Origin of the sequence: Aeromonas sp. s12 (assembly GCF_040907925.1) — a bacterium.
GTDB lineage: Bacteria > Pseudomonadota > Gammaproteobacteria > Enterobacterales > Aeromonadaceae > Aeromonas > Aeromonas veronii.
Window position 1 is genome coordinate 233129 of the sequence record NZ_JBFOCT010000013.1, and the last position, 22106, is coordinate 255234.

Genomic DNA, 22106 nt, shown 5'->3' on the forward strand with positions numbered 1-22106 from the left:
CACGGATAAAACCACAGATAACAAAAAGGCTCCCGCGGGAGCCTTTTTCATGAGCTTTGCTTACTGCTTGTAGCCCTTGAGGAAGCGGGCGAGGCGGCCGATGGCATCTTCCAGCTCCTCTTCGCGGGGCAGGAACACCAGCCGGAAGTGATCCGGTGCCGGCCAGTTGAAGCCGGTGCCCTGTACCAGCAGCAGCTTTTCCTGTTGCAACAGGTCGAACACCATCTTCTGATCGTCGCGGATGTCATACACCTTGGGGTCGAGGCGCGGGAACATGTAGAGCGCTCCCTTGGGTTTGACGCAGGAAACCCCGGGGATCTCGTTCAAGAGCTCCCACGCCTTGTCCCGCTGCTTGCGCAGGCGGCCGCCCGGCAGGATCAGCTCGTTGATGCTCTGGTAGCCGCCAAGCGCAGTCTGGATGGCGTGCTGCATCGGCACGTTGGCGCACAGTCGCATGGAGGCCAGCATCTCCAGCCCTTCAATGTAACCGCGGGCACGGCCTTTGGGGCCGGTGATGACCATCCAGCCCTGACGGAAGCCGCAGGCGCGGTAGGCCTTGGAGAGGCCGTTGAAGGTCACCACCATCACATCGTCACACAGGGTGCAGACGCTGGTGTGGGAGATATCGTCGTAGAGGATCTTGTCGTAGATCTCGTCGGCGAAGATGATGAGGTTGTGCTGGCGGGCGATCTCGATCACCTCCAACAGGAACTCGCTGCCGTAGACTGCACCGGTCGGATTGTTGGGGTTGATCAGTACCAGACCGCGGGTGCGCGGGGTAATGCGGGCGCGGATATCGTCGAGATCCGGGTACCAGTCAGCCCCTTCATCGCAGCGGTAGTGCACCGCATGGCCACCGGAGAGGGTGACGGCAGCAGTCCAGAGCGGGTAGTCGGGGGAGGGCACCAGCATCTCGTCGCCATTGTTGAGCAGCGCCTGCATCGCCATCACGATCAGCTCGCTGGCGCCATTGCCGATGTAGATGTCGTCGATATCGACCTTGCGCATCCCTTTTTGCTGGTAGTACTGCATCACCGCTTTACGGGCAGAGAAGAGCCCCTTGGAGTCGCAGTAGCCCTGGCTCAGCGGCATGTTGAGGATCACATCCTTGATGATCTCTTCCGGCGCATCAAAGCCGAACGGGGCCGGGTTGCCGATGTTGAGCTTGAGAATGCGGTGGCCTTCGTCTTCGAGACGGCGAGCCTCTTTATGCACCGGGCCGCGGATGTCATAGCAGACATCGTCGAGCTTGTGCGACTTGTCGATTGTGAACATGGTGAGTGTGATTCCTTCCCCACAGGGACGCGTTGGCGAAAAAGGCGATTTTTAGTATCAAATTTCTTTTCCCCTATTCTTCACAGAATTGAATGCTAGAACAATCCTCTTTTTAGAAGAATTCCCTGATTTTTAGCCCTAAAACAGGGTTGCTAGAACGTTAAGTTCAGCACGATCTTTGGTGCTAACCAAGGTTAACTAGTGAAACATGGGGAACGAATTAACAAAGCTGCCTGACTGTGTTGCAATATCCGGATCCTGTGGCACGATTGGCTTGTGTAAAAAATCGTCTTCGTCCCCCTTTTCGATGAGTTGACTGGCACTCATGGTGTCATCTTTATGTGGTTCGCTCATCGGTGTTCACTTCTGCGAGGTTTTCCCATGCAAGCACCCGTTCCAGGCCGCTATCGCCACTTCAAGGGGGGTTACTATCAAGTGCTTGCCCTGGCTTTGCATACCGAAACCCAGGAGCAGCTGGTCATTTATCAATCCGAGCAGGATGGTCAGGTCTATGCCCGTCCCGTCGCCATGTTTATGGAGTGGATTGAGCATCAGGGGCAGGTTGTCAGCCGTTTTGCCCCTGCAGGAGACTGACCACGCCTCCGTTTTTATCGTTCAAGGGATGAGCACTCGAGCTAAACGGTGTCACAAGTTGTCGCATGACGCCCTTGGGTATGAGATGTGCAGCCGGCTGTCTTAATGATAAATCCCTTATCTAATCAACTAATTGTGACGAACATCACATTCAATGAGCTCTGCCCGCCGGGTTCGCAATCTGGACTCACACTCCCATAATGCTGCGCTTGTTCAAGCATGGGCCCTTCTCGGGTCTTGTTCGGTGTTATCTCAAATGGGAGAAATAATGTGAAACCTGTTGCTGCTGAGTTTATGGGCACTTTCTGGCTGGTATTGGGCGGGTGCGGCAGTGCCGTGCTGGCTGCAGCCTTCCCTCACGTCGGGATTGGTCTGCTGGGTGTCTCGCTGGCTTTCGGTCTGACCGTGCTGACCATGGCGTTTGCCATCGGCCATATCTCCGGTTGCCACCTCAATCCGGCCGTGCCCGACGGTTTGTGGGCGGGTGGTCGTTTTCCGGCATCCGGTGTACTGCCTTATATCGTGGCGCAAGTGCTGGGTGGCATTGCCGCTGCTGCCGTGCTTTACGTGATTGCCAGCGGTCAGGCCGGGTTTGATCTCTCTGCCGGTTTTGCTTCCAACGGCTACGGTGAGCACTCTCCGGGTGGTTATAGCCTGACTGCCGCACTGGTGTGTGAAGTGGTGATGACCGGTTTCTTCCTGTTCGTCATCATGGGCGCCACCGATAGCCGTGCGCCTGCCGGTTTCGCGCCGATCGCCATCGGTCTGTGCCTGACCCTGATCCACCTCGTCAGCATTCCGGTGACCAATACCTCGGTCAACCCGGCCCGCAGTACCGGTGTTGCGCTGTTTGTCGGTGACTGGGCTATCAGCCAGCTGTGGCTGTTCTGGGTTGCCCCGATTGTCGGTGCCATTCTGGGTGCGCTGGCTTATCGCCTGGTGGCGACTGAGCAGAAGTAATCATTTGCGAAACAAAGTGTGGTATCGACACGCCTGCGGGCGTGTTTTTTGTTTCTGGAGGGGCAAGAAAAGAGCATTAACCTAGGCTAACCTCAGAGCCCTTTGGCTTGCAGCATCTCTTTGTAGCGCAGATGGAGGAGCTGGACACGCTCCACATAGGCACGGGTTTCCGCATAGGGCGGGATACCACCATGTTTTTGTACGGCGCCCGCGCCGGCGTTGTAGGCCGCGGTCGCCAGCGCCACGTTGCCGTCATACTGCTTGAGCAGTCCCGCCAGGTATTTCACCCCGCCGAAGATATTCTGCTCCGCCAGCAAGGCATTGCCGACCCCCAACTCCCGCGCAGTGGCGGGCATCAGCTGGGTCAGCCCCATCGCCCCCTTACGGGAGACCGCCAGCGGATTGAAAGCGGATTCCGCATGGATCAGCGCCCGGATCAGCGCCGGCTCAACCTGATAGGTTTTGGCGGCCGCCTTGATGGTGCTGGCATAGTCATAGAGAAACAGCCCTGTGGTCTGCCAGTTGACGCTGGATTTGGGATCGCAGGCGAAGCAGTCATTGAACAGCAGCAGCTCGTAATGGCCCTCTTCGGGTGCCATGTCGGAGTAGCGAACCACCCCGTTTTGTTGCACCGATTTATAGACCTGGATCTGCTTCTTGCCGTTGGTGGCGACTGCCGTCGTTTGAGCGGTGTCGGGTTGTGGGACGGGAGTGGCATCTTTGACCGGACGCAAGGGGGAGGGCGCGGCGGTCAGGAAGATCACCTCCGCGGGGGGGGGAGTCTGGCTCAATCCGCTCAGGGGGATCAACAACATATGGCCTGCCAGCATCCATGCTTTCAACCCTGATACTCCTTCTTGTGATGACCATGTTGAGTAAAGCATCATGACGAGGGCAGAACAAGCGGCCAACAGGGGGCAAATGATCCGATTCGGTGACCGGGATCAAAGTATCCGCCGCAATAAAGGATTGTCATCATAAAGCACGGTTTTGGCCGTCAGGCGGTGGGTAATGGCCTTTTCCACCGGGTAAGCAAGCTGCCCACGACGTCCGCTTTTTTGTTGACGAAAGGCATGCTATCGTGCTGGCGTCATGTGGTCGGATTAGCGCACCGTATCTGGCACTAATAACTGATTATCAAAGGATTTGTCTGTGACAAGCAAGCTGGCGATGGAACTCACTTTCGAAGAGTACTGCGACGCCGACCTCTCCCTTATCAGGGACTATTACGAGACGACGTTTTCCCACTATGTGCCGGATCTGGCCGAGCGGATCTTTGTCGTACGTGATGCTCACTGGCTGGTGGGGGCGGTTCGGTTGCGGGACGAGGAGGAGTTTTACCATCTGTGCGGCTTTCGCCTGTTGCCCCACTACCAGTCGCTGGGATTGGGGTCACGGCTGCTGCAGCACGCCTGTCACGGTCTGTTGGACAAACCTGTGGTTTGTCAGGCGCTGCCCTTCGAGAAGCCTTTCTATCTCAAGGCCGGGTTTGCCGATATGCCCCTCAATCAATTGAGCGGGTCGCTCTTCTCCCTCTACGAGCGGCAGCAGCAGCAGGGGTATCAGGTGGAGCTGCTGGTACGGGATACCACCCAGCCCCTCCTGAATTGAGCGGTTTAGCGAGGTTTGGTCAGCAGGTGGATCTTACCCGGTGACAGCTCCAGCCCCAGCAGATTCTCCTTCAGCCAGGCCTGATCCGGATCCTTGTCATTGAGTTTGTAGACCGGTTTGGTCTCGAGCCGCTTCTCCATGCTCTGCAGCAGCATGTTGAGCATCAGCCCGAACTTCTTCTCGGCCGCCTCCGGCTCCAGCTTGTACTCCACCAGCTTCATGTTATCGAGAAACAGCGCGCTCTGGCTCTTGTCATAGCGGGGTCTCGCCTCATAGGTCATCTGCAGGCGGGCGTCATATTCGGTATTGTCTGGCAGGGCGATTTTGAGCTTGCCCTTGCCATAGACCCGGGCGGTATCGGGGCGTTGGCGACCGATCTGGACGTCGCTCTGTTCCAGCTGCACATGGGCCTTGATGATGCCCGGCAGCTCCAGCTGTTTGTCGACTTGCACCTGAGATTGCAGGTACTGGTTTATCTGTTGCTCATTGATGTCATATGAGCCTTGGCCTAGCATGGCCAGGCTGAGCAGCATAGATTGCAGGATCATGCGTGCGACCTGATAGAATGGATTTGCCTTACAGCATACCATCCCGGCCGGTTGGGGTCTGCCCACCGCGCTGTTTGTCGATTAGAAGGAGTCCCCGTTGTTTAACGGTCTGGAACACGATCTTCAACTGCTGTTTTCCCGTTTTCTGGGTTGGCTGCTACTGCTTTTTCATACCGTGATTGTCACCGGTGTGTCGTTTCGGGTGGTGATGAAACGCCGTCCCATCGGGGTGTCGCTGGCCTGGCTGGCGCTGATCTATGCCATTCCGTTTGCCGGGGTGGGCTTCTATGTGCTGTTTGGTGAAATAAAGCTGGGGCGCCGCCGTGCCGAGCGCGCCCAGGCCATGTATCGCCCTTATGCCATCTGGATCCGCCAACTGGCCCGTCTGTTCCCGCAGCACTGCTGCGAAGTGGGCGCCAAGGCGCAACCGCTGCACGATCTCATCCAGGGGCGGCTCGCCATGCCGATGCTCTCAGGCAACCGCATGACCTTGCTCAACAAGCCGGACTGGATCTTGCGCGAGATTGCCCAGGATATCCGTCGCTCGACGCTCTCCTGCTATCTGGAGTTCTATATCTGGCATCCGGGCGGCGATGCCGACGAGGTGTGCGAGGCGCTGATTGAAGTGGCGCAACGCGGCGTTGATTGTCGCTTGCTGCTCGATTCGGTGGGCAGCAAGCAGTTCTTCCGCTCCCACTGGCCCAAAAAGCTGCGCAAGGCGGGGGTCAAGCTGGTGGAGGTGCTGCCGGTCGGTGCCTGGCGCATTCTGTTCCAGCGTCAGGATCTGCGGATGCACCGCAAGCTGGTGGTGATCGATGACAGGGTGGGTTACACCGGCTCCATGAACATGGTGGATCCCCGTTTCTTCAAGCAGGATGCAGGGGTCGGCCAGTGGGTCGACATCATGATCCGGGTGCAGGGGCCCATGGTGCCGCTGATGTGGTCGATCTTCGTCTGGGACTGGGAGATGGAGACCGGCGAGCGGCTGCTCGACAGTCTGCAGCATGAGCCGGAAGCCTGGCCCCAGACCAACTACCGTGCCCAGCTGATCCCGTCCGGCCCCTTCGTCGGCGGCGACTGCATCCAGCAGAGCCTGCTGCTGGCCATCTATCAGGCCCGCAGCCATCTGGTGCTGACGACCCCTTACTTTGTACCCGACGATCCGCTGGCGGCCGCACTCAGCTCGGCGGCGGCGCGCGGAGTGCAGGTGCAGCTGGTGTTGCCGGCACGCAACGACTCCATCATGGCCAATTACGCCTGCAACGCCTTTATGGAGGAGCTGCTGGCGGCCGGGGTGGAGATCTACCGCTACGATGCCGGTCTGCTCCATACCAAGAGCGTGCTGGTGGATGATGACTTCGCTCTGGTGGGGACGGTCAATCTGGATCGGCGCAGCCTCTGGCTCAACTTCGAGGTGACCCTGCTGGTGGACAACCCCTCGTTCGTGGCCCAGATGACCCGGTTGGTACAGGGCTATATGGCGGAAGCCACCCCGATGACCTTGGCCCAATGGCAGGCCCGCCCCTGGTACAAGAAGGCGATGGAGAACATCTTCTATCTCTTCAGCCCCTTGCTGTGATGTTGTGGCGAGCCGCAAGAAAGTGGACTCGCCATCTGATTGGACTTGCCTAGCCCCGAGTCCGCCCCGTAGAGTGCAGTGACAACTCCCAGGAGACACATGGATATATGAAAAAGATAGTGGCCCTCGCCGTGGGTGCGGCACTGGTAGGTGGTGGTCTGGCTGCGTGCTGGTACACGGGCAACAGCTTCGACAACATCATGGCGGAGCAGATCGCCAAGGTGGAGAAAGAGAGCGGGCTCGACATGCAGTGGCAGCCGGGCAGCAGCAACCTCTTCACCCGTGACGGGATCCTGAAGGTCGTGGTGACGCCGGAGGAGCTGGCTGCCATCGACAGCGAGCTGGAGGGCAGTCAGCCCATCGAGCTGCAACTGGTGGTCAAGAGCCAGATCCTGCCGCTCTACATCAAGAGCCACTTCCTGCTCGATACCCATAATGGCACTCTGGCGCCGGTTTTCACCGCACTGGGCATGGAGCAGTGGGAACTCGGTCTGGAGTCGGTCACCAGTCTCTGGACCCAGGGTAACAGCAGCCGTTTCTGGGCCAATGAATTCAAGATCAAACAGGGGCTGGACGAGTTCAGCTTCCTGCCCCTGAGCGGCGAGTTCCACGGCAATCTGGAGGGGAATGGTCACCTCACCATGACCTGGCAGGGGATGACGGTCCATGAAGAGCAGAGCAAGATGGACTTGGTGCTGGCCGATCTGAAAGGGAGTGCCGACATTGCCGAGATCAGCGGTGTGCTTCTCTCGCCCCAGAGCGAGATGACCCTCTCGGCCCTCACGGTACAACTGCCTGACAGCGTCAAGGTTGCCCTGCAGGGGATGACTACCGAGACTCAGCTGACTGGTGATGATGCCCAGACCCTCTCCAGCAGCTATCAGATGAAAATTGCCAAGCTGGATCTGGAGAACGAGACCGACACCCTGGCAGTGACCGACAGCAAGTTGGCGCTCAACCTCAACGGTCTGGATCTGGAAGGGTATCAGGGGCTGCAGGCCGCCGGTGGCAAGGGAGTTGAAGATGCCGCTATCCAGCAGGCGCTGGACAAGATGCTCAAACGTGGCGCGACCCTTGAACTGGCCGATCTCAGCGCCAAGCTCAACGGTGAGGCGGTGACCATGAAGGGGGACGTGAAGCTGGCCTCCACCTCGCTGGAGCAGCTGTTCAACAGCGACGCGGGGATGCAGGCCCTCTCCGGCGTGCTGCATGCCAGCCTCAGCGACAAGTTGGGCAAGGCGGTGCCGCAACTGGCCCCCATGCTCGATCAGCTGACCCTGATGGGTTATCTGAAGGCCGACAAGCAAGCGTTGACCTCCGAACTGAAGCTGGAGAAGGGCGCGGTGACGGTAAACGATCTGCCGCTCTGACACTCGGCGCAGAAACAACAACGGCTCCCGCGGGAGCCGTTGTTGTTTCTGGTGTTTGCATATGGGCCGTGTGGGCGAATTACTTGAAGACCACCGTCTTGTTGCCGTAGACGAACACCCGCTCGTTCAGTACCAGCTCCAGCGCGCGGCTCAGCACCGATTTCTCCACATCCCGGCCCGCCTTGGCCATGTCGTCCGCACTGAAGGCGTGACCGACGTGGATCACGTCCTGTTCGACGATGGGGCCTTCATCCAGATCGTCGGTCACGAAGTGGGCGGTGGCGCCGATCAGCTTGACGCCGCGATCAAACGCCTGCCGGTAGGGGCGGGCACCGATGAAGGCGGGCAGGAAGGAGTGGTGGATGTTGAGGATCTTGCGCGGGTAGGCCTCGACGAAGCTCGGGGTCAGCACCCGCATGTACTTGGCCAGGATCACATAGTCAGGCTCATAGCTGTCGATGATGGCGCGTACCTGCTCTTCATGTTCGGTCCGGCTCAGATCATCGTGACTGACGGTGTGGAATGGGATATCGAACTTGCCGGTGAGCTCGGCCAGGGTATCGTAGTTGCCGATCACCGCGACGATATCCATATCCAGCGCGCCCGCGTAGTTCTTCATCAGAATATCGCCGAGGCAGTGGGTCTCTTTGGTCACCAGGATGACGATGCGCTTCTTGCCTGCCTTGACCAGACGGCGCTGGGCGCCGATGGGCAGGGCATCATCGAGGTCGGCCAGCAGGGTCTCGTCGTTGAAGCGCCCCTCCAGCTCGGTACGCATAAAGAAGCGGCCATTCTCGTGATCCACAAACTCATCGTTCTTGATGATGTTGAGCTGGTGCTTGTAGCAGATGTTGGTGATCTTGGCGATGAGCCCTTTGGCATCAGGGCAATCCGTGAGCAGTATTTTCTTTTCCATCTCTGTCATTTTCCGTTTGTGGTGTTGGCGCTGCTGTCTGCGCCGGCAGCGTTGTTCAGGCTCTCTTTTCGGGCCCTGTTTTTTTGTTTCGGGAACTATGCCATAAACCGATCCGAGCCATAAAGAAATTCGCCAGTCATGGCCTCGCACGCTGGCGAGCGTGCCGCAGAGCGGGATCCCGGGCGCAATGTTGAAACGCTTTTCAGCCTGCGGGGGATTTTGGCTGGTATCTGCAACCGTTTTTCTTTAGTCTGTCTGCGCTTATTCTCAGGGCGGGGTGCAATTCCCCACCGGCGGTATCCCGATTGACTCGGGGAGCCCGCGAGCGCCCGACCTGGCTGATTGCCAGGTCGGGGTCAGCAGATCCGGTGAGATGCCGGAGCCGACGGTCATAGTCCGGATGAAAGAGGATAAGACAGACCTTGCCGTGTTGGCCCTTGTGGGCTGGCCGCTGCATGCCCATCTCTGTCTGCCTTTCCATGCCCTGATTCTGGTCCTTGTCTTGTTTAGGAGTTTTACCATGAATCAGTCTCTACTCAGTGAATTCGGTGATCCCGTTGCCCGTGTCGAAGCGGCCCTGTCTGCCTTGCGTGCCGGAGGCGGCGTGCTGGTGGCCGACGATGAAGATCGGGAGAACGAGGGCGACCTCATTTTCGCCGCCCAATCCATGACCAATGAACAGATGGCGCTGATGATCCGCGAGTGCTCCGGCATCGTCTGCCTCTGCCTGCCCGACGAGCGGGTTCGCCAGCTGGAACTGCCGATGATGGTGGAGGCCAACTCCAGCCACTACCAGACCGCCTTTACCGTGACCATCGAAGCGGCGCAGGGGGTTACGACCGGTGTCTCGGCGGCTGATCGCATCACCACCATCCGCGCAGCCATCGCGGACGGCGCCAAACCGGGTGATCTGCACCGCCCGGGTCATGTTTTCCCGTTGCGTGCGCGAACCGGTGGGGTGCTTACCCGTCGGGGTCATACCGAAGCGACGGTCGATCTGATGCAGCTGGCTGGCCTCAAACCGTTTGGTGTGTTGTGTGAATTGACCAAAGAAGATGGCTCGATGGCGCGTCTGCCAGATCTGGTTGCGTTCGGTCGCAAGCACCAGATGCCGGTGCTGACCATCGAGGATCTGGTGCAATATCGTCAATTGTTGTCAGAACGTACAGCCTGAGCCTCATACGAAATTGTAATAAGGCAAAAATTTGGTTAACCTTTGTCCGTGCCCCCACCACACGGCACTCATTTTTTAGACGAATCTGGACAAAAACTGTTCATTCAAAAAAAAATGAGGGTTTTAATGCATTTATCTGTGGTGGGGACTATGCAAAGTAGGATTTTTTTGTGCCATAATCACGCCGCTTGCTAAACGTCTGGCGAGTTCAAGGGAGCTTTAAAAATGAAAAAATTGTTGTTGGTAGGTGTTGTTGGTCTGTCCGCTCTGCTGGGCGGTTGTGCAAACACCAGCGAACTGGAAACTTCCGTTCAGAATCTGTCTAACAAAGTTGACCAACTGGCTCAAGATGTTAGCGCAGTTCGTGCTGATCAGTCCAAAATCGCTGCTGATGTTGCCGAAGCCAAGCAAGAAGCTATGCGTGCTAACCAGCGCATCGACAACATGGCTACTTCCTACAAGAAGTAATCCATGCGAAAAAAATGGCGCAGTTTTGCGCCATTTTTTTTTGCCTGAAATTCACCGTATCTCCACTATTCTCACAGCACCTTATTCCCACAGTACCTTCTTCGTACTTGACCCATGAGGTCATGCCGGTCTCCCGGCACTCCCCCATCATTACCAGCCAGTTCGATTCCGATCAGTAGAGCAGACTATAGAGTTTGCGACGGTAGCTCTGCGCCGCCGGTGTGCTGCCCATGGTCGCCAGAATATCGAGATAGGTCTTTCTGGCATCGCTGAATGCCAAATCCCGCTTGAGGATCTCCAGCAGCAGTCCCAACGCCTCTTCCTGACGACCAGCCTGGTTGTATTGCACCGCCAGCTCCTGAGCTAGGGCAAAATCATCAGGCTGTTCTGCATGGCGGGCTTCCAGCGCGCGCAGCTCCGGGCTGTCTGCCGCTTGCTGGGCCAGCGCCAGTCGTGAGCTCAGGGTATGGAAGTGACTATCCTGCGCCGCCATCGGGATGGTGCCGAGGCGCTCCTGCGCTTCATCCAGCAGGTTGAGGTCGAGCGCAGCTTGAATGAGCCACAGGCTGATGTCGTGACGTTCAGGAGCCAGCTGGTGTGCCTTGGTCAGATGGGCATAGGCGATGCTGGGCTGCTCGTCAGCCAGTGCTTGTTGCCCCTTGGCCAGCAACTCTTCCTCTTCTTTGGGGGCGAAGGCGGCGAAATACTGGCGCAGGGTGGCTTCATCCTGCGGCCCTTCGATGATCCCCTGTTCGTCAGGGCGACCCTGATGGAACAGCACCAGCGCCGGCAGGGCGCGCAGGCCGAGCTGGCTGGCCAGCGGTTGCAGCTGGGGATCGTTCATATCCACCTTGGCCAGGGTGACCTGCTCATTGGCGGGCCCAACCAGTGATTCGATCAGCGGTGTCATCCCCTGGCACTCCGGCATCTGCGGAGCATGGAAATAGATGACGACCGGCTTCTTCATGGACGCATCGATAAGTTCAGCGTGAAAATTCTGGGGAGTAATGTCGACGATCATGAGTTGGACTCTTCAGAAAGGGTGTTAAGTAACATGGGGTTAAGCGAGTGGCAATTCAAGCGCTCATCCAGCCGGTAAAAGGCAACGGGGGTTGCCGCCGCCGCGAGGCTGAGCCAGCCGCCGGCAAAGGGCCAATCCTGTACCTGATAAGGGGTGTCATCGAGCCGGTTGTCGAGTCGCCACCCTTCCTCCGGGAGAAACCGCACCTTCTCCAGTCCCGCCGCTATGCCGCCACCGTGGGCTTTCAGTACCGCCTCCTTGCGCGACCAGAGCCGGTAGAAGGCGCTCTCCTGCTCTTGATCAGTCAGTGCGCAGAGCCACTCATATTCACTCTGTGCATAAAATCGGCGGGCCAGGGGGAGGGGATGATGCCGCCGTTTGCCCAGTTCGATATCCACCCCAAGCGGCCCCTGCGGGCAGAGCGCCAGCACCAGCCAGCTGCCACTGTGGCTCAGATTGAACTGCCAAGCATCATCATGCAGTCGGGGCTTGCCGTGGGGGCCGTTGCAAAATTGCAGAGTGGCGGCGGGTTGTTGCAGCCGCTCGGCCAATAGCTGGCGCAGCAGGGAGCGGCTCACCAGATATTCCTGACGCCGTTCAGGATGGGTCATGGCTTGCCAGATATGTTGCTCATCGGTTGACAGCCATTCAGGCAATTGAGCAAGCAGTTCCTGGCATACTCTGGCCGGTTTTAACAAAAAAAGATCGGTTTCGATCATGATTTTTCACTTTAAAAAGGTGCTGAAGCAGGGATAAAAGCCAGTTATCTATGAGGCCCAAGGCTCTTTTTGCGATTGTATATTGTTTGGGCATGATCACATTAATTATGAAAAATCGTGCATTTCCTTGCAAAAATGTGAGCTTGATAGGGATTTTCACTTGCCTCGATAGAATTCTTGGATATAGTCGGGTGCTGTTGCCTTATAAATTGCCCTTTGGGGCCGTATTTTAACAAGATTTACTATTTAGCGGGGATAAAGGATTGCGCCACCTGATGCTACTGCTGGTCGCGCTCGGAATGGTGGGTTGTGCCTCGGCACCCCAACCCGAGGTCGCGAGCAAGATCGAAGTTTCCATGGTTGAACCTGTCATCGAACCGGAAGCTTCCCAGACACCCGATGTGAATGAAATCCTGACTGTATATAAAGAGTGGCGTGGTGTTCCTTACCGGATGGGTGGCAGCAGCCAGCGCGGTATCGACTGTTCCGCCTTTGCCCGTGAAGTGTTCCGCAATGCCGTCGGTATCGAATTACCCCGCGATACCCGCTCCCAAGTCCACGAAGGGACACGCGTTTCCAAGCAGGATCTGGTCGAAGGTGATCTGGTCTTCTTCAAAATCAATCGTCGTCTCAACCACGTTGGTATCTATGTCGGCAATGGCGAATTCATCCATGCCTCGACTCGCGCCGGTGTGACACGCTCCAAGCTGGATAGCCAATACTGGCGCAACAAGTTCTGGCAAGCTCGCCGGATCGATATCTGAGTCAGGCTGGACAAACGGCTCGCAGTACGGACTGTTTTTCCAACCTCACTTGAACCGGGCTCGATAGCCCGGTTTTTTATTGCCCTCGTTTAGACTTTCCCGAGTCAAATCACTATAGTGTGGGCCCGTTTTCTTCGGCAGGCTCAGCATGAAACCCCGCATCCCATCAGCCGGTGGCCCCAAGTCGGGCGACCGCAAATCCGGACTTCACTCCCGTAATCGCCATCAGGCGGGTTACGACTTTGAGGCGCTCTGCCTGCGAACTCCCGAGTTGGCTGCACACGTCTTTATCAATGACTACGGCACCCGCACCATCGATTTTGCCGATCCCGATGCAGTGAAGACCCTCAATCGCGCCCTGCTGGCCCATCACTACGGGATTGCCCACTGGGACTTGCCTGCCGGTTACCTCTGCCCGCCTATCCCGGGACGGGTGGACTACCTGCACTGGGCGGCCGACCTGCTGGCCGAGAGCGCAGGCCAGCTCCCTACCGGCAAGGGGGTGAGGGTGCTGGATATCGGGGTGGGGGCAAACTGCATCTATCCGCTGCTGGGGGGCCGCGAATATGGCTGGCGTTTTGTGGGATCGGATATCGATCCGGTCTCGGTCAAGGCGGCCACCCTGTTGGCCAGGAGTAACGGGCTCGGCAACCAGATTGAGTGTCGCCTGCAGGGCAACCCCAACCATGTGTTTCGCGGCATCATCGGGCCGAAGGAGCGCTTCGCCCTGACGCTTTGCAATCCGCCGTTCCATGCGTCGCTGGAAGAGGCGAGCAAGGGGACGGAGCGCAAGCAGCGCAATCTGGGCAAGGAGGTGACAGGCGCCCCTGTGCTTAATTTTGGCGGCCAGAAGGCCGAGCTCTGGTGCGAAGGGGGCGAGGCGGCGTTTCTGGCCAACATGATTGCCCAGAGCAAGGAGTTTGCCACTCAGTGTCTCTGGTTCAGCTCGCTGGTGTCGAAAAAAGAGAATCTGCCGGGGGCGAAAAAGGCGTTGAGCCGTGTGGGAGCCCGTCAGGTACGGGTGATCGACATGGCACAGGGCAACAAGGTGAGCCGGATCCTCGCCTGGTCCTTCCTGGATGAAGAGGGATTGCGTAGCGGCTGGTCGAGCGCGCGCTGAGTCCCCACCACAAGGCCCGATGAGGGCCTTTTCTCATGATGAGTCCCGCGAGTTTCCCACTGCTGGCGGCATCTTTGGCAATCGATTTCCTCATTGGCAGATCGTGCTGGTTTACATGGTCTAAGTAGTTACTTCCGCCTTGGTACAGGTGTACGCCGAGATTTTTTTGCACTTACAGCTGAAACTTTAATAAAATAGGACTGGTTAGACCTCTTTACAGGCATTGAATCAAATAGGGATCGGTAGATGAAAGTTGTCGATTTTCTGAAGCGCAAGCGTGAAATTCTGGCGCAGCACCCCTTTGAGCTCAAGGATTGGCTCTCTCCGGCGATCCGCGACTACTGGCGTGAGTTTCAGCAAAAGGCACATCTTCACCCTTTGCTGGGTCGTGTGCTGGACTTGCAAGCCGAGTCCCAGAACGAGCAGCAACAGGATGCAGCAACCGTGGCACAAGTAGTCAACGGTCAGCCTGCCGTGGCTCAGGAACCCGCAGTTGAGCTGGGGGCCGAGGCGGCCGAGCTCTATGCCGCCCTGCAGGCTCGCATTGGTGAAGAGACTCATGTCGGCGAGTGGCTGCACGTCAGCCAGCAGATGATCGATCAGTTTGCTGCCGTGACCGGGGATCATCAGTGGATCCACACCGATCCGGAGCGCGCGGCCGCCGAGTCGCCTTTCAAGACCACCATCGCCCACGGCTTCCTGACCCTGGCGCTGCTGCCGCAGTTGACCGGCTCGGTCGATGAGGCCACCCCCGAGTTCCCGACCGCCCGCATGGTGGTGAACTTCGGGCTGGATCAGGTACGTTTCCCGTACCCCATCAAGGTGGACAGCAACATCCGCGCCCGCACCAAGCTGGCCCGGGTCACCCCCATCAAGGGTGGGCTGGAGTTGCTCAAAGAGATCAAGGTTGAGATCGAAGGGATCCGCCGCCCGGGTTGCGTCATCGAGTCGGTGACCCGCATCTACTTCTGAGCTCTCTCATCGGCATGAATGGTGAAACGGGCCCGCTGTCGTGTGCAACGAACAGCGGGCCCGTTTTTTTGCCTGTTTGTTGCAAGGGCTGAGGCGTCAGCCATAGCGCGCCGACCCCAGCTTGATATGACTCACAAAACGGTGTGCCGTGCAGTTAGCCAGCTCTCATTTTGGCGAGTTGGCCGCGTGAGGCGATAGCATGTTATGCCACTATTGGCTTCTTACTCCCGATCCTGGAGACAATAGTGCCCATCAATAACAAGATTATTCTGCCACTGCTGCTGAGCCTCACCATCCTGCTGATCCCGACCCACTGGATCCCGCTGGAGGGGATCACCGTCATCGAGCAGCGGGTCGTGGCCATTTTCGTGCTGGCCGCTCTCTGCTGGATCCTGGAGCCCATCCCTATCTTTGCTACCTCGGTGCTGATCATCGTGCTGGAGCTGCTGCTACTCTCCGACAAGGGGCTCTGGTTCATGACTGCCGACAAGGCTGAACCGGGGTTTGGTGAGCTGCTCAAGTCCACCGAGGTGATGGCGACCTTTGCCTCGCCGGTCATCATGCTGTTTCTCGGTGGTTTTTTCCTCGCCATTGCGGCGACCAAGTACCATCTGGACGTCAATCTGGCGCGGGTGCTGCTGCGCCCGTTCGGTCAGGATCCCCGGATCGTCATGCTGGGGCTGATGTTGATCACCGCCACCTTCTCCATGTTTATGAGCAATACCGCCACCACCGCCATGATGCTGGCCATCCTTACCCCGGTGCTGGCGGCGTTTCCCGACAAGGACCCGGCCAAAATCGGCTTTGTGCTGGCCATTCCGCTGGCGGCCAACCTCGGCGGGATCGGCACTCCCATCGGCACTCCGCCCAATGCAGTGGCCCTCAAATACCTGACCGGCGAGCATGCCATCTCGTTCGGTCAGTGGATGGGATTTGCGGTGCCCTTTGTGGTATTGCTGTTGCTGCTTGGCTGGTTCCTGCTGGGGCGCTTCTTCCCGAGCACCCTCAAGCGGATGGATCTCAAGATTGAGGGGCACTTTATGCAGACCCCTCGCGCCTGGGTGGTCTACCTCACCTTTATCACCACCATAGTGCTCTGGCTACTGGGGGATCTGCACGGCATGAGCTCCTACGTGGTCGCCATGATCCCGGTAGCTGTGTTCCTGACCACCGGCATCATCACCAAGGACGATCTGCACAAGATCTCCCTCGACGTGCTCTGGCTGGTCTCGGGCGGTATCGCGCTGGGGCTGGCGCTGGAGGACTCCGGGTTGGCCGAGCGGCTCATCACCCATATTCCGTTCCACGAATACTCCACGCTGGCGGTGCTGGTCGGCGCCTGTCTGCTGGCAGTGGTGATGGCCAACTTTATGTCCAATACCGCAACCGCCAATCTGCTGCTGCCACTGGTGGCGGCACTGGCGGTCAGCATGCCGGAGCTGGCCGAGTGGGGCGGCAGTCATACCCTGATCCTGGCGGTTACCATCTCGGTCTCGCTCGGGATGTCTCTGCCCATCAGTACCCCGCCCAATGCGCTGGCCCACGCCACCGGTCTGGTGGAGAGTCACCAGATGGTGCGCATCGGCGTCATCATGGGATTGGTCGGCACATTGCTGGCGATGGTGTGGATCTACCAGATTGCCGCTTGGGGGCTGATCTAGCGAGCCTGTTCGCCTAAAGCAAAGAGGAGCCGATTTGGCTCCTCTTTGCGTGTTGGGGATCCGAGGCTAGAAACTGGCGCCAAGGCTGAGCAGGTGTCTTAATTCGCTCTCCCGGGGTTCCGGGCTGCCTGTGTCGACAAGGATGTCAGCATCTTCCCAATCCAGCTCACTCGACCAGGAGAGGCGCAGATGGTCGTTGAAGTAGTAGCGCAATCCTATGCTGCCTTTCAGATCCTGATTACGGGTGAAATAGGGGGAGGCTTGTGCCAGATATTTCAGATAGCGCCCCTGGCTGAACAGCTCCATTTTCTCCTGCCAGAGGGAGAAAGGTTGGCGATAATCCCAGTTAAAACCGGCGAAGGGGTAGTCAATGACCCGTTCACCCAGAAAAATCTTGGGAACCTCGCTATCTTCACGGAAGTAGAGTCGGCTTAATCCCCCTTGGGCCATCAGCTCCAGTCGGCGGCGTTTGTCGTTCCAGAAGCGGTAGCCAGGCCCCGAGCCATAGTCCATGTAGAGATAGCGATCTTTATCCAGCATGTCATATTCGGCATCGAGTGAGGTGCGCAAGAACCACTGCTGGTTGAAGAAGTAGTCCAGCGTAGGGTTGAGCTGATAATCATGGCTGTCGGTGACGTTGTCAGCGGTCTCATAGGTATATTCACCGGAGAAGCTGTAACGCCAGTCCAGATTGGCCAGCTCGCTTTTCCACTTGAGGTTGACGTTGTTGGTCTGCTTGTCATTCTGTTTGAGTTTGACATTGAGATCGCCGCTGCCGGTCCAGAGCCAGGCGTTGCGTTCACCCTGGTCATCCTCGAACAGCTTGAGCCCACCCTTTGCCGTTGCCTTGGGTTTGTCCTCTTTATCGATGCGCCAGCGTTTGATGGCCTCCCGCTGGACGGTGACTGCGCCGCTGTAGGGCAGGGCGATGCGCACCGACTGTTCGGTCACCTCCTCGATGTTGCCGGTCAGACGGTCGCCATTGCTCATCCAGAGGATGTCCTTGGCCCACAAGGAGTGACAGGCCAACAGGAGTAGGAGGGGCAGGAATTTCATGAGGTAAGGTGACTCCGGTGCGACTTGGGCGCTGCTGACTTAACCACTGACAAGCTGGCTGCTGATGGGGCGGGGCAGGCCATTTTTGCTCTCCAGCGCCGCCGTCACCTCATCCTGCATCACGTCAGGTGCGCTGATAAAGCTCTCTATGGCCGGAGATAGCACCAGCGGGGCGCCATTTTCAAGCTCCTCTTCGGTGCGGGAGAGCGGGGAGTGTACCTCCAGCCAGCGGCGACCATCCGGTTCGATGGCGACCTTGACCGGTTGATTGATGACCCGTACCGGCGTGCCAATCGGCACAATCTTGAACAGGGCCTCAATATCGTCAGGTCGCAGCCGGATACAGCCTGCACTTACCCGCAGGCCAACGCCAAAATCCTTGTTGGTGCCGTGGATCAGGTAGTCGCGTTTGCCATAACCAAGGCGCATGGCGAACTTGCCAAGGGGATTCTCCGGGCCGGGGGGCACCACGGCGGGCAGGGTGATCCCTTTTTGCTCCAGCCAGGATTTGCGCACCATGGGGCCGGGTACCCAGGTCGGGTTGGGATTCTTCTCGATGACGGTGGTGGTCATCTCCGGAGTCTCGCGGCCGATATCACCAATCCCGATGGGCAGCACGATGACCTCATTCTTCCCTTTGGGGAAGTAGTAGAGGCGCAGTTCGGGCAGATTGATGACGATCCCCTCGCGAGGCACATCAGGCAGCAGCATCTGGGTGGGCAGCGTCAAACGGGTGCCAGGCTTGGGTAAATAGGGATCTACACCCGGATTTGCCTCAAGCAGCGCCAAAAATCCAATTTGCGTATTTTTGCCAACCAGCTCCAGATGCTCATTCTGCTGGATGATGTAATCCTCCAGCTCACCGATAAGGCGACTCCCGGCTGGTGGCAGCGGGTAGCGTTTGGCCTCTGCCGGCGCCGCGCAGAGCAGGCTGGCTGCCAGCAGCAGGGAAAGGGCGGGCGTTAAGGGTAGGGGCTTGAGTTTCGGCAATCGCATAAGAAGATCCATCAGTTCAATCGGGGCGGAACATCATCAACACAGCCGCCAGAATGGCGCGATTGTTCCTCAATCAGCCCATGATTACCAGCTTGCTGCGCACCCGCAATGATGTGGGGATACATAGGAAACCGGCCAAAATCGGCATCACCCATAAATTTGAGCGCCAAGCAGGAAAAATAGACGCCTGATGGCAATGGGGGAATATCACGATATGGATAATGGCCGGGTGTGCGAGCGGGTGGATACAGGGCCATACAAGAGTGGCCTCGCAACGTAAGCCGTGCGTAAAGCAATGTGAGCCTGCTCCCAGATATCTGATTCAGCCATTTGATATATATGAAATTTTTGTTGCATCCTCGGCCCAGCTTGGGTAAAACTCTCTCCCCACGGAGAGATGCCGGAGTGGCCGAACGGGATTGACTCGAAATCAATTGTGGCAGCAATGCCACCCAGGGTTCGAATCCCTGTCTCTCCGCCAAATTGTAGTCCGAGATAGTCTGGGACAGTACAGGAAACCCGCATGGCATAAGGCCTTGCGGGTTTTTTAGTGTCCGGCTAAGTTCGGTTGGATTTGCCTAAAACCGGTGGTTTTTGGTACATGTTTTGGTACATGACGTGCGGCATTACGATGGAGCGTGTACCAATGCCAAGAATTACCAAACCCCTCTCTGCCACGGAAGTGCGTAACGCAAAACCCCGTGAGATCGAATGGACTCTTTCAGATGGAAACGGCCTTGAGCTGTGCGTCTCCCCTAACGGGAATAAGCTATGGCGCTTTCGATACACTCGACCAAGTGGGTCGCGTACCCGGATCTCGCTAGGCGCATACCCGGAGATATCGTTGTCGGACGCCCGCGATCAGGCAGATGCATACCGCCGGTTGCTAGCCAAAGGCAAAGACCCCCAGGACCAAAAGGCTGAAGAACGACTTGCAGCCAACCTCACCTTCCGCATTGTTGCCGAGGAATGGAGGGCGCTGCACCAACGCAGGGTGACCGCTGAGTATGCCAAGGACCTGTGGAACTCATTGGAGCGGCATGTGTTGCCCGGGTTGGGGCATATCCCGATCCAGCAAGTGACGGCACAACATGCAATTGCTGCATTGCGCCCTCTCAAGCTGGAGGAGAAGCACGAGTCGGTTCGACGTAGTTGCCAGCGTATCAACGAGATAATGACGTATGCCGTTAACTCGGGCTACATCATGGCCAACCCGTGTGCAGGTATCCGTCAGGTATTTGATAAACCAACCAAGCAGCACTTGCCCAGTATCGAGCCAAGTCAGTTACCCGTTCTTCTCCGAGCAGTAAACCAAGCCAGCATTACCGTGATTACGCGTAATCTCATCATGTGGAGCCTCCATACCCTTGCTAGGCCGGGTGAGGCCGCAACAGCCCGGTGGGATGAAATTGACTGGGAGGCCAAGGTATGGCGTATACCAGCCGAAAAGATGAAGCGTCGCCGGGAACATCAGGTACCTCTCACAGATCAGGCTCTCGATATTCTGCACGCAATGAAGCCGATATCGGGCAGGTTTCCCTACGTCTTTCCCGGGGAACGTAATCGACGTAGCCACTGTAACAAGTCAACGGTCAATATGGCTTTGAAGCGTATGGGATTCGCTGACAAGCTTGTAGCACACGGGTTCAGGTCACTTGGAAGTACGGTGCTCAACGAGCGAGGGTTTGCAAAGGACTTGATTGAAGTCGCACTGAGTCACATGGATCGAGACGCTGTACGTGCAGCCTATAACCGTACCGATTTCCTAGAAAGACGCAGGCCTATGATGGAGTGGTGGAGCAACCACATTCAGACTATGGTGCGTAGAGCCACTGAGCTTGACGAGGAAGAGCCCGCGCTAGATCTCGAAGCTGACAGTGCCGAACTTGTTAATTGAAGCTAGCAGGTCTCATTGAGCGGTTTAGCCTATCGAACGGCTCATATCATGAGGCCATTTGACAGTGTCATTGTGTCATTGTGTCACGACATCACTGCGAGCTTCTTGGCCCATGCCGGTGTATGTTCGCCCAGGTTCTGACGTCGCTTAGTCCTCCAGGGCGCTTGCTGGCCAAGGGATAAGGGGGCAGGTGCCCCCTTGTTCTTTGATTGCGCTATAGAGCCTCTGAGGCGCTCTGGGCGAACAAGCGCTGTGCTTCCTCTTCTGCCTTGCTGGCAAGCTCGGGGGCGAGTGGGGGCAGTTCGATGCCTTCCCGTCCGGCCACATAGAGTGGTCCACCCACATCATCATCGTATAGGCTGCCATCCTCGTGGATGGCTCTTAAGTCGTCTTGAGTGAAGTCGTTGCCAAGCAACTGGGCTAAACGCAGCCATACCCAAGACTGGTAGAGGTTGTCCCGGTCGTACTCTTCAATGAGGGCGAGCATGGCCTGTGTATCGCCTCTCTGCGCTGCTTGCGTCAACCAGTGGTGGGCAGCTTGTTGGTTGTCGTGTTCCATTGCGAGCCATGCGATGGCTGCCGGGTCGCTCACCGTGGCTGGGTCAATGTCAAAGATGCCGCTATCCAACCTTGCTTCGGCCAGTGCAAAGCGTGCCTCGACGATGCCGCCTTGGGCGGCTTTGAGGGTGTGATGAAGCCAGCGTTGTTGTTCTTCCAACATTGCAGCGAAGCCGTTGGCAAACTCCAGTTCTGGACCGCTCAATACCATCCCTTCCTGTTGCTTTCTGTACCAGTAGCCGCTTGGCACGTCGGAGTTATCAATATAAGTCTCTGCATCACCCAATCGCTGTGCCAGCCACCAGTGCACCTGTGGATGGCCTCGTTCTGCGAAGGCCTCCAGTTGCTGCAGTGCCTGGAGGGCGATGGGGGGCTGATGGTAGGCATCAAGTTGCGCTAGTAGTGCCTGCGCCGCATCGAGTGGCGTCGTGCTGGATGGGGCAGGTTGGAGCTGCGCGTCGTCATTCTCGACCTCATCATCGAGCCAGCCATCTTCCCATGTGTCATCCCAATCGTCTTCTCTAGTCAGGCCGAGAGCGTCGACTTGGATGCTCACCACGCCAGCACGTTGCAGATGCTGGCCAACCAGCAGCGACAGGGTCTGGGGTTGGGGTAACGCGAGCTCACGTCCTCGCTGCTCTAGTAGGGCGAGGTCAGGCTGACAGGGCCAAGGTGTCTGGTGCAGCACGATAGCCTCGGCTTGAAGCGCAGCGTAGCTGCGGTAGCCGAAAGCGGCGGCGATCAGTTCGTAGAGGTGGCTGGTCTTGAGTGACAGTGCGCTTGAGTCAGCGAGTTGCTGGCGCGTGTCGTGCACGAATTGCTTGATGGTCATGATCCAATCTCCGAG

Annotated in this window: 21 protein-coding genes, 1 tRNA gene and 1 riboswitch; of the genes, 13 read left to right on the forward strand and 9 right to left on the reverse strand. The window is 57.7% G+C overall.

Going from position 1 to position 22106, the window contains the following annotated elements; all coding sequences use genetic code 11:
- Positions 1-60: 60 nt before the first annotated feature.
- Positions 61-1275, reverse strand: a complete 1215-nt coding sequence (locus AB5Y67_RS06480) for a pyridoxal phosphate-dependent aminotransferase (protein WP_005334367.1) — start codon at positions 1273-1275, stop codon at positions 61-63.
- 381 nt (positions 1276-1656) lie between these two features.
- Here AB5Y67_RS06480 and AB5Y67_RS06485 point away from each other — a divergent pair, with 381 nt between their 5' ends.
- Positions 1657-1869: a DUF1653 domain-containing protein gene (locus AB5Y67_RS06485; protein ID WP_005334366.1), complete on the forward strand. Its 213-nt coding sequence runs from the start codon at positions 1657-1659 to the stop codon at positions 1867-1869.
- 270 nt (positions 1870-2139) lie between these two features.
- Positions 2140-2829, forward strand: coding sequence for an aquaporin Z (gene aqpZ, locus AB5Y67_RS06490; RefSeq protein WP_368207582.1), 690 nt, complete (start codon positions 2140-2142; stop codon positions 2827-2829).
- A gap of 92 nt (positions 2830-2921) precedes the next feature.
- On the opposite strand, the gene AB5Y67_RS06495 is transcribed toward aqpZ, so the two are convergent.
- Positions 2922-3659 carry a lytic transglycosylase domain-containing protein gene (locus AB5Y67_RS06495; protein ID WP_064340994.1) on the reverse strand — a complete coding sequence of 246 codons (738 nt, stop codon included), beginning with the start codon at positions 3657-3659 and terminating at the stop codon, positions 2922-2924.
- 340 nt (positions 3660-3999) lie between these two features.
- Between AB5Y67_RS06495 and AB5Y67_RS06500 the strand changes: the two genes are divergently transcribed.
- On the forward strand, positions 4000-4440 hold the full coding sequence (locus tag AB5Y67_RS06500) for a GNAT family N-acetyltransferase (RefSeq protein WP_041980377.1): 441 nt from the start codon (positions 4000-4002) through the stop codon (positions 4438-4440).
- A 5-nt stretch (positions 4441-4445) separates the two neighbouring features.
- Here the strand turns inward: AB5Y67_RS06500 and AB5Y67_RS06505 are convergent, their stop codons facing one another.
- Complete coding sequence (locus AB5Y67_RS06505; protein WP_040065150.1) at positions 4446-4988, reverse strand: DUF1439 domain-containing protein; 543 nt, start codon at positions 4986-4988, stop codon at positions 4446-4448.
- Between the two features lie 97 nt (positions 4989-5085).
- On the opposite strand from AB5Y67_RS06505, the gene cls reads away from it, so the two are divergent.
- Both cls and AB5Y67_RS06515 read left to right on the forward strand, forming a co-directional pair.
- Entirely contained in the window at positions 5086-6567 is a 1482-nt protein-coding gene (gene cls / locus AB5Y67_RS06510) for a cardiolipin synthase (protein WP_005361740.1), read from the forward strand.
- A gap of 107 nt (positions 6568-6674) precedes the next feature.
- On the forward strand, positions 6675-7937 hold the full coding sequence (locus AB5Y67_RS06515) for a DUF945 family protein (RefSeq protein WP_042055459.1): 1263 nt from the start codon (positions 6675-6677) through the stop codon (positions 7935-7937).
- A gap of 79 nt (positions 7938-8016) precedes the next feature.
- On the opposite strand, the gene purU is transcribed toward AB5Y67_RS06515, so the two are convergent.
- Complete coding sequence (gene purU / locus AB5Y67_RS06520) at positions 8017-8853, reverse strand: formyltetrahydrofolate deformylase (protein ID WP_064340995.1); 837 nt, start codon at positions 8851-8853, stop codon at positions 8017-8019.
- A 259-nt stretch (positions 8854-9112) separates the two neighbouring features.
- Positions 9113-9269: riboswitch (FMN riboswitch) on the forward strand.
- A 104-nt stretch (positions 9270-9373) separates the two neighbouring features.
- Here purU and ribB point away from each other — a divergent pair.
- Together ribB and AB5Y67_RS06530 are read left to right on the forward strand one after the other, a co-directional pair.
- Positions 9374-10027, forward strand: coding sequence for a 3,4-dihydroxy-2-butanone-4-phosphate synthase (gene ribB, locus AB5Y67_RS06525; protein ID WP_103251965.1), 654 nt, complete (start codon positions 9374-9376; stop codon positions 10025-10027).
- 225 nt (positions 10028-10252) lie between these two features.
- Positions 10253-10495 carry an Lpp/OprI family alanine-zipper lipoprotein gene (locus AB5Y67_RS06530; protein WP_005334342.1) on the forward strand — a complete coding sequence of 81 codons (243 nt, stop codon included), beginning with the start codon at positions 10253-10255 and terminating at the stop codon, positions 10493-10495.
- Positions 10496-10667: 172 nt separating this feature from the next.
- On the opposite strand, the gene AB5Y67_RS06535 is transcribed toward AB5Y67_RS06530, so the two are convergent.
- Together AB5Y67_RS06535 and AB5Y67_RS06540 are read right to left on the reverse strand one after the other, a co-directional pair.
- Positions 10668-11516 carry a tetratricopeptide repeat protein gene (locus AB5Y67_RS06535; RefSeq protein WP_199427264.1) on the reverse strand — a complete coding sequence of 283 codons (849 nt, stop codon included), beginning with the start codon at positions 11514-11516 and terminating at the stop codon, positions 10668-10670.
- Complete coding sequence (locus AB5Y67_RS06540; RefSeq protein ID WP_199427263.1) at positions 11513-12235, reverse strand: 4'-phosphopantetheinyl transferase superfamily protein; 723 nt, start codon at positions 12233-12235, stop codon at positions 11513-11515. Before AB5Y67_RS06540 ends, AB5Y67_RS06535 begins: the two co-directional genes overlap by 4 nt.
- Before the next feature lie 275 nt (positions 12236-12510).
- Here AB5Y67_RS06540 and AB5Y67_RS06545 point away from each other — a divergent pair, with 275 nt between their 5' ends.
- The 4 genes from AB5Y67_RS06545 to AB5Y67_RS06560 all read left to right on the forward strand — a co-directional run bounded on the left by AB5Y67_RS06545 (position 12511) and on the right by AB5Y67_RS06560 (position 16752).
- Positions 12511-12999, forward strand: a complete 489-nt coding sequence (locus AB5Y67_RS06545; RefSeq protein ID WP_005334331.1) for a C40 family peptidase — start codon at positions 12511-12513, stop codon at positions 12997-12999.
- A 148-nt stretch (positions 13000-13147) separates the two neighbouring features.
- Complete coding sequence (rlmF, locus tag AB5Y67_RS06550; protein ID WP_199427262.1) at positions 13148-14119, forward strand: 23S rRNA (adenine(1618)-N(6))-methyltransferase RlmF; 972 nt, start codon at positions 13148-13150, stop codon at positions 14117-14119.
- A gap of 246 nt (positions 14120-14365) precedes the next feature.
- The gene (locus tag AB5Y67_RS06555) at positions 14366-15091 is read left to right on the forward strand and encodes a MaoC family dehydratase (protein ID WP_047438553.1); all 726 of its coding nucleotides are present in this window, start codon (positions 14366-14368) and stop codon (positions 15089-15091) included.
- Between the two features lie 245 nt (positions 15092-15336).
- Positions 15337-16752 (forward strand): DASS family sodium-coupled anion symporter, encoded by a 1416-nt coding sequence (locus tag AB5Y67_RS06560; RefSeq protein WP_123172733.1) that lies wholly within the window; start codon positions 15337-15339, stop codon positions 16750-16752.
- Between the two features lie 66 nt (positions 16753-16818).
- On the opposite strand, the gene AB5Y67_RS06565 is transcribed toward AB5Y67_RS06560, so the two are convergent.
- Positions 16819-17808 carry a DUF481 domain-containing protein gene (locus tag AB5Y67_RS06565; RefSeq protein ID WP_064340999.1) on the reverse strand — a complete coding sequence of 330 codons (990 nt, stop codon included), beginning with the start codon at positions 17806-17808 and terminating at the stop codon, positions 16819-16821.
- Between the two features lie 39 nt (positions 17809-17847).
- The gene (locus AB5Y67_RS06570; RefSeq protein ID WP_064341000.1) at positions 17848-18804 is read right to left on the reverse strand and encodes a L,D-transpeptidase family protein; all 957 of its coding nucleotides are present in this window, start codon (positions 18802-18804) and stop codon (positions 17848-17850) included.
- Positions 18805-19195: 391 nt separating this feature from the next.
- On the opposite strand from AB5Y67_RS06570, the gene AB5Y67_RS06575 reads away from it, so the two are divergent.
- Positions 19196-19285: transfer RNA gene (locus tag AB5Y67_RS06575), tRNA-Ser, on the forward strand.
- Positions 19286-19450: 165 nt separating this feature from the next.
- The gene (locus tag AB5Y67_RS06580) at positions 19451-20701 is read left to right on the forward strand and encodes an integrase domain-containing protein (protein WP_136501555.1); all 1251 of its coding nucleotides are present in this window, start codon (positions 19451-19453) and stop codon (positions 20699-20701) included.
- A 214-nt stretch (positions 20702-20915) separates the two neighbouring features.
- Here AB5Y67_RS06580 and AB5Y67_RS06585 read toward each other — a convergent pair whose 3' ends face one another.
- Entirely contained in the window at positions 20916-22091 is a 1176-nt protein-coding gene (locus AB5Y67_RS06585) for a hypothetical protein (protein WP_136501556.1), read from the reverse strand.
- Positions 22092-22106 lie beyond the last annotated feature (15 nt).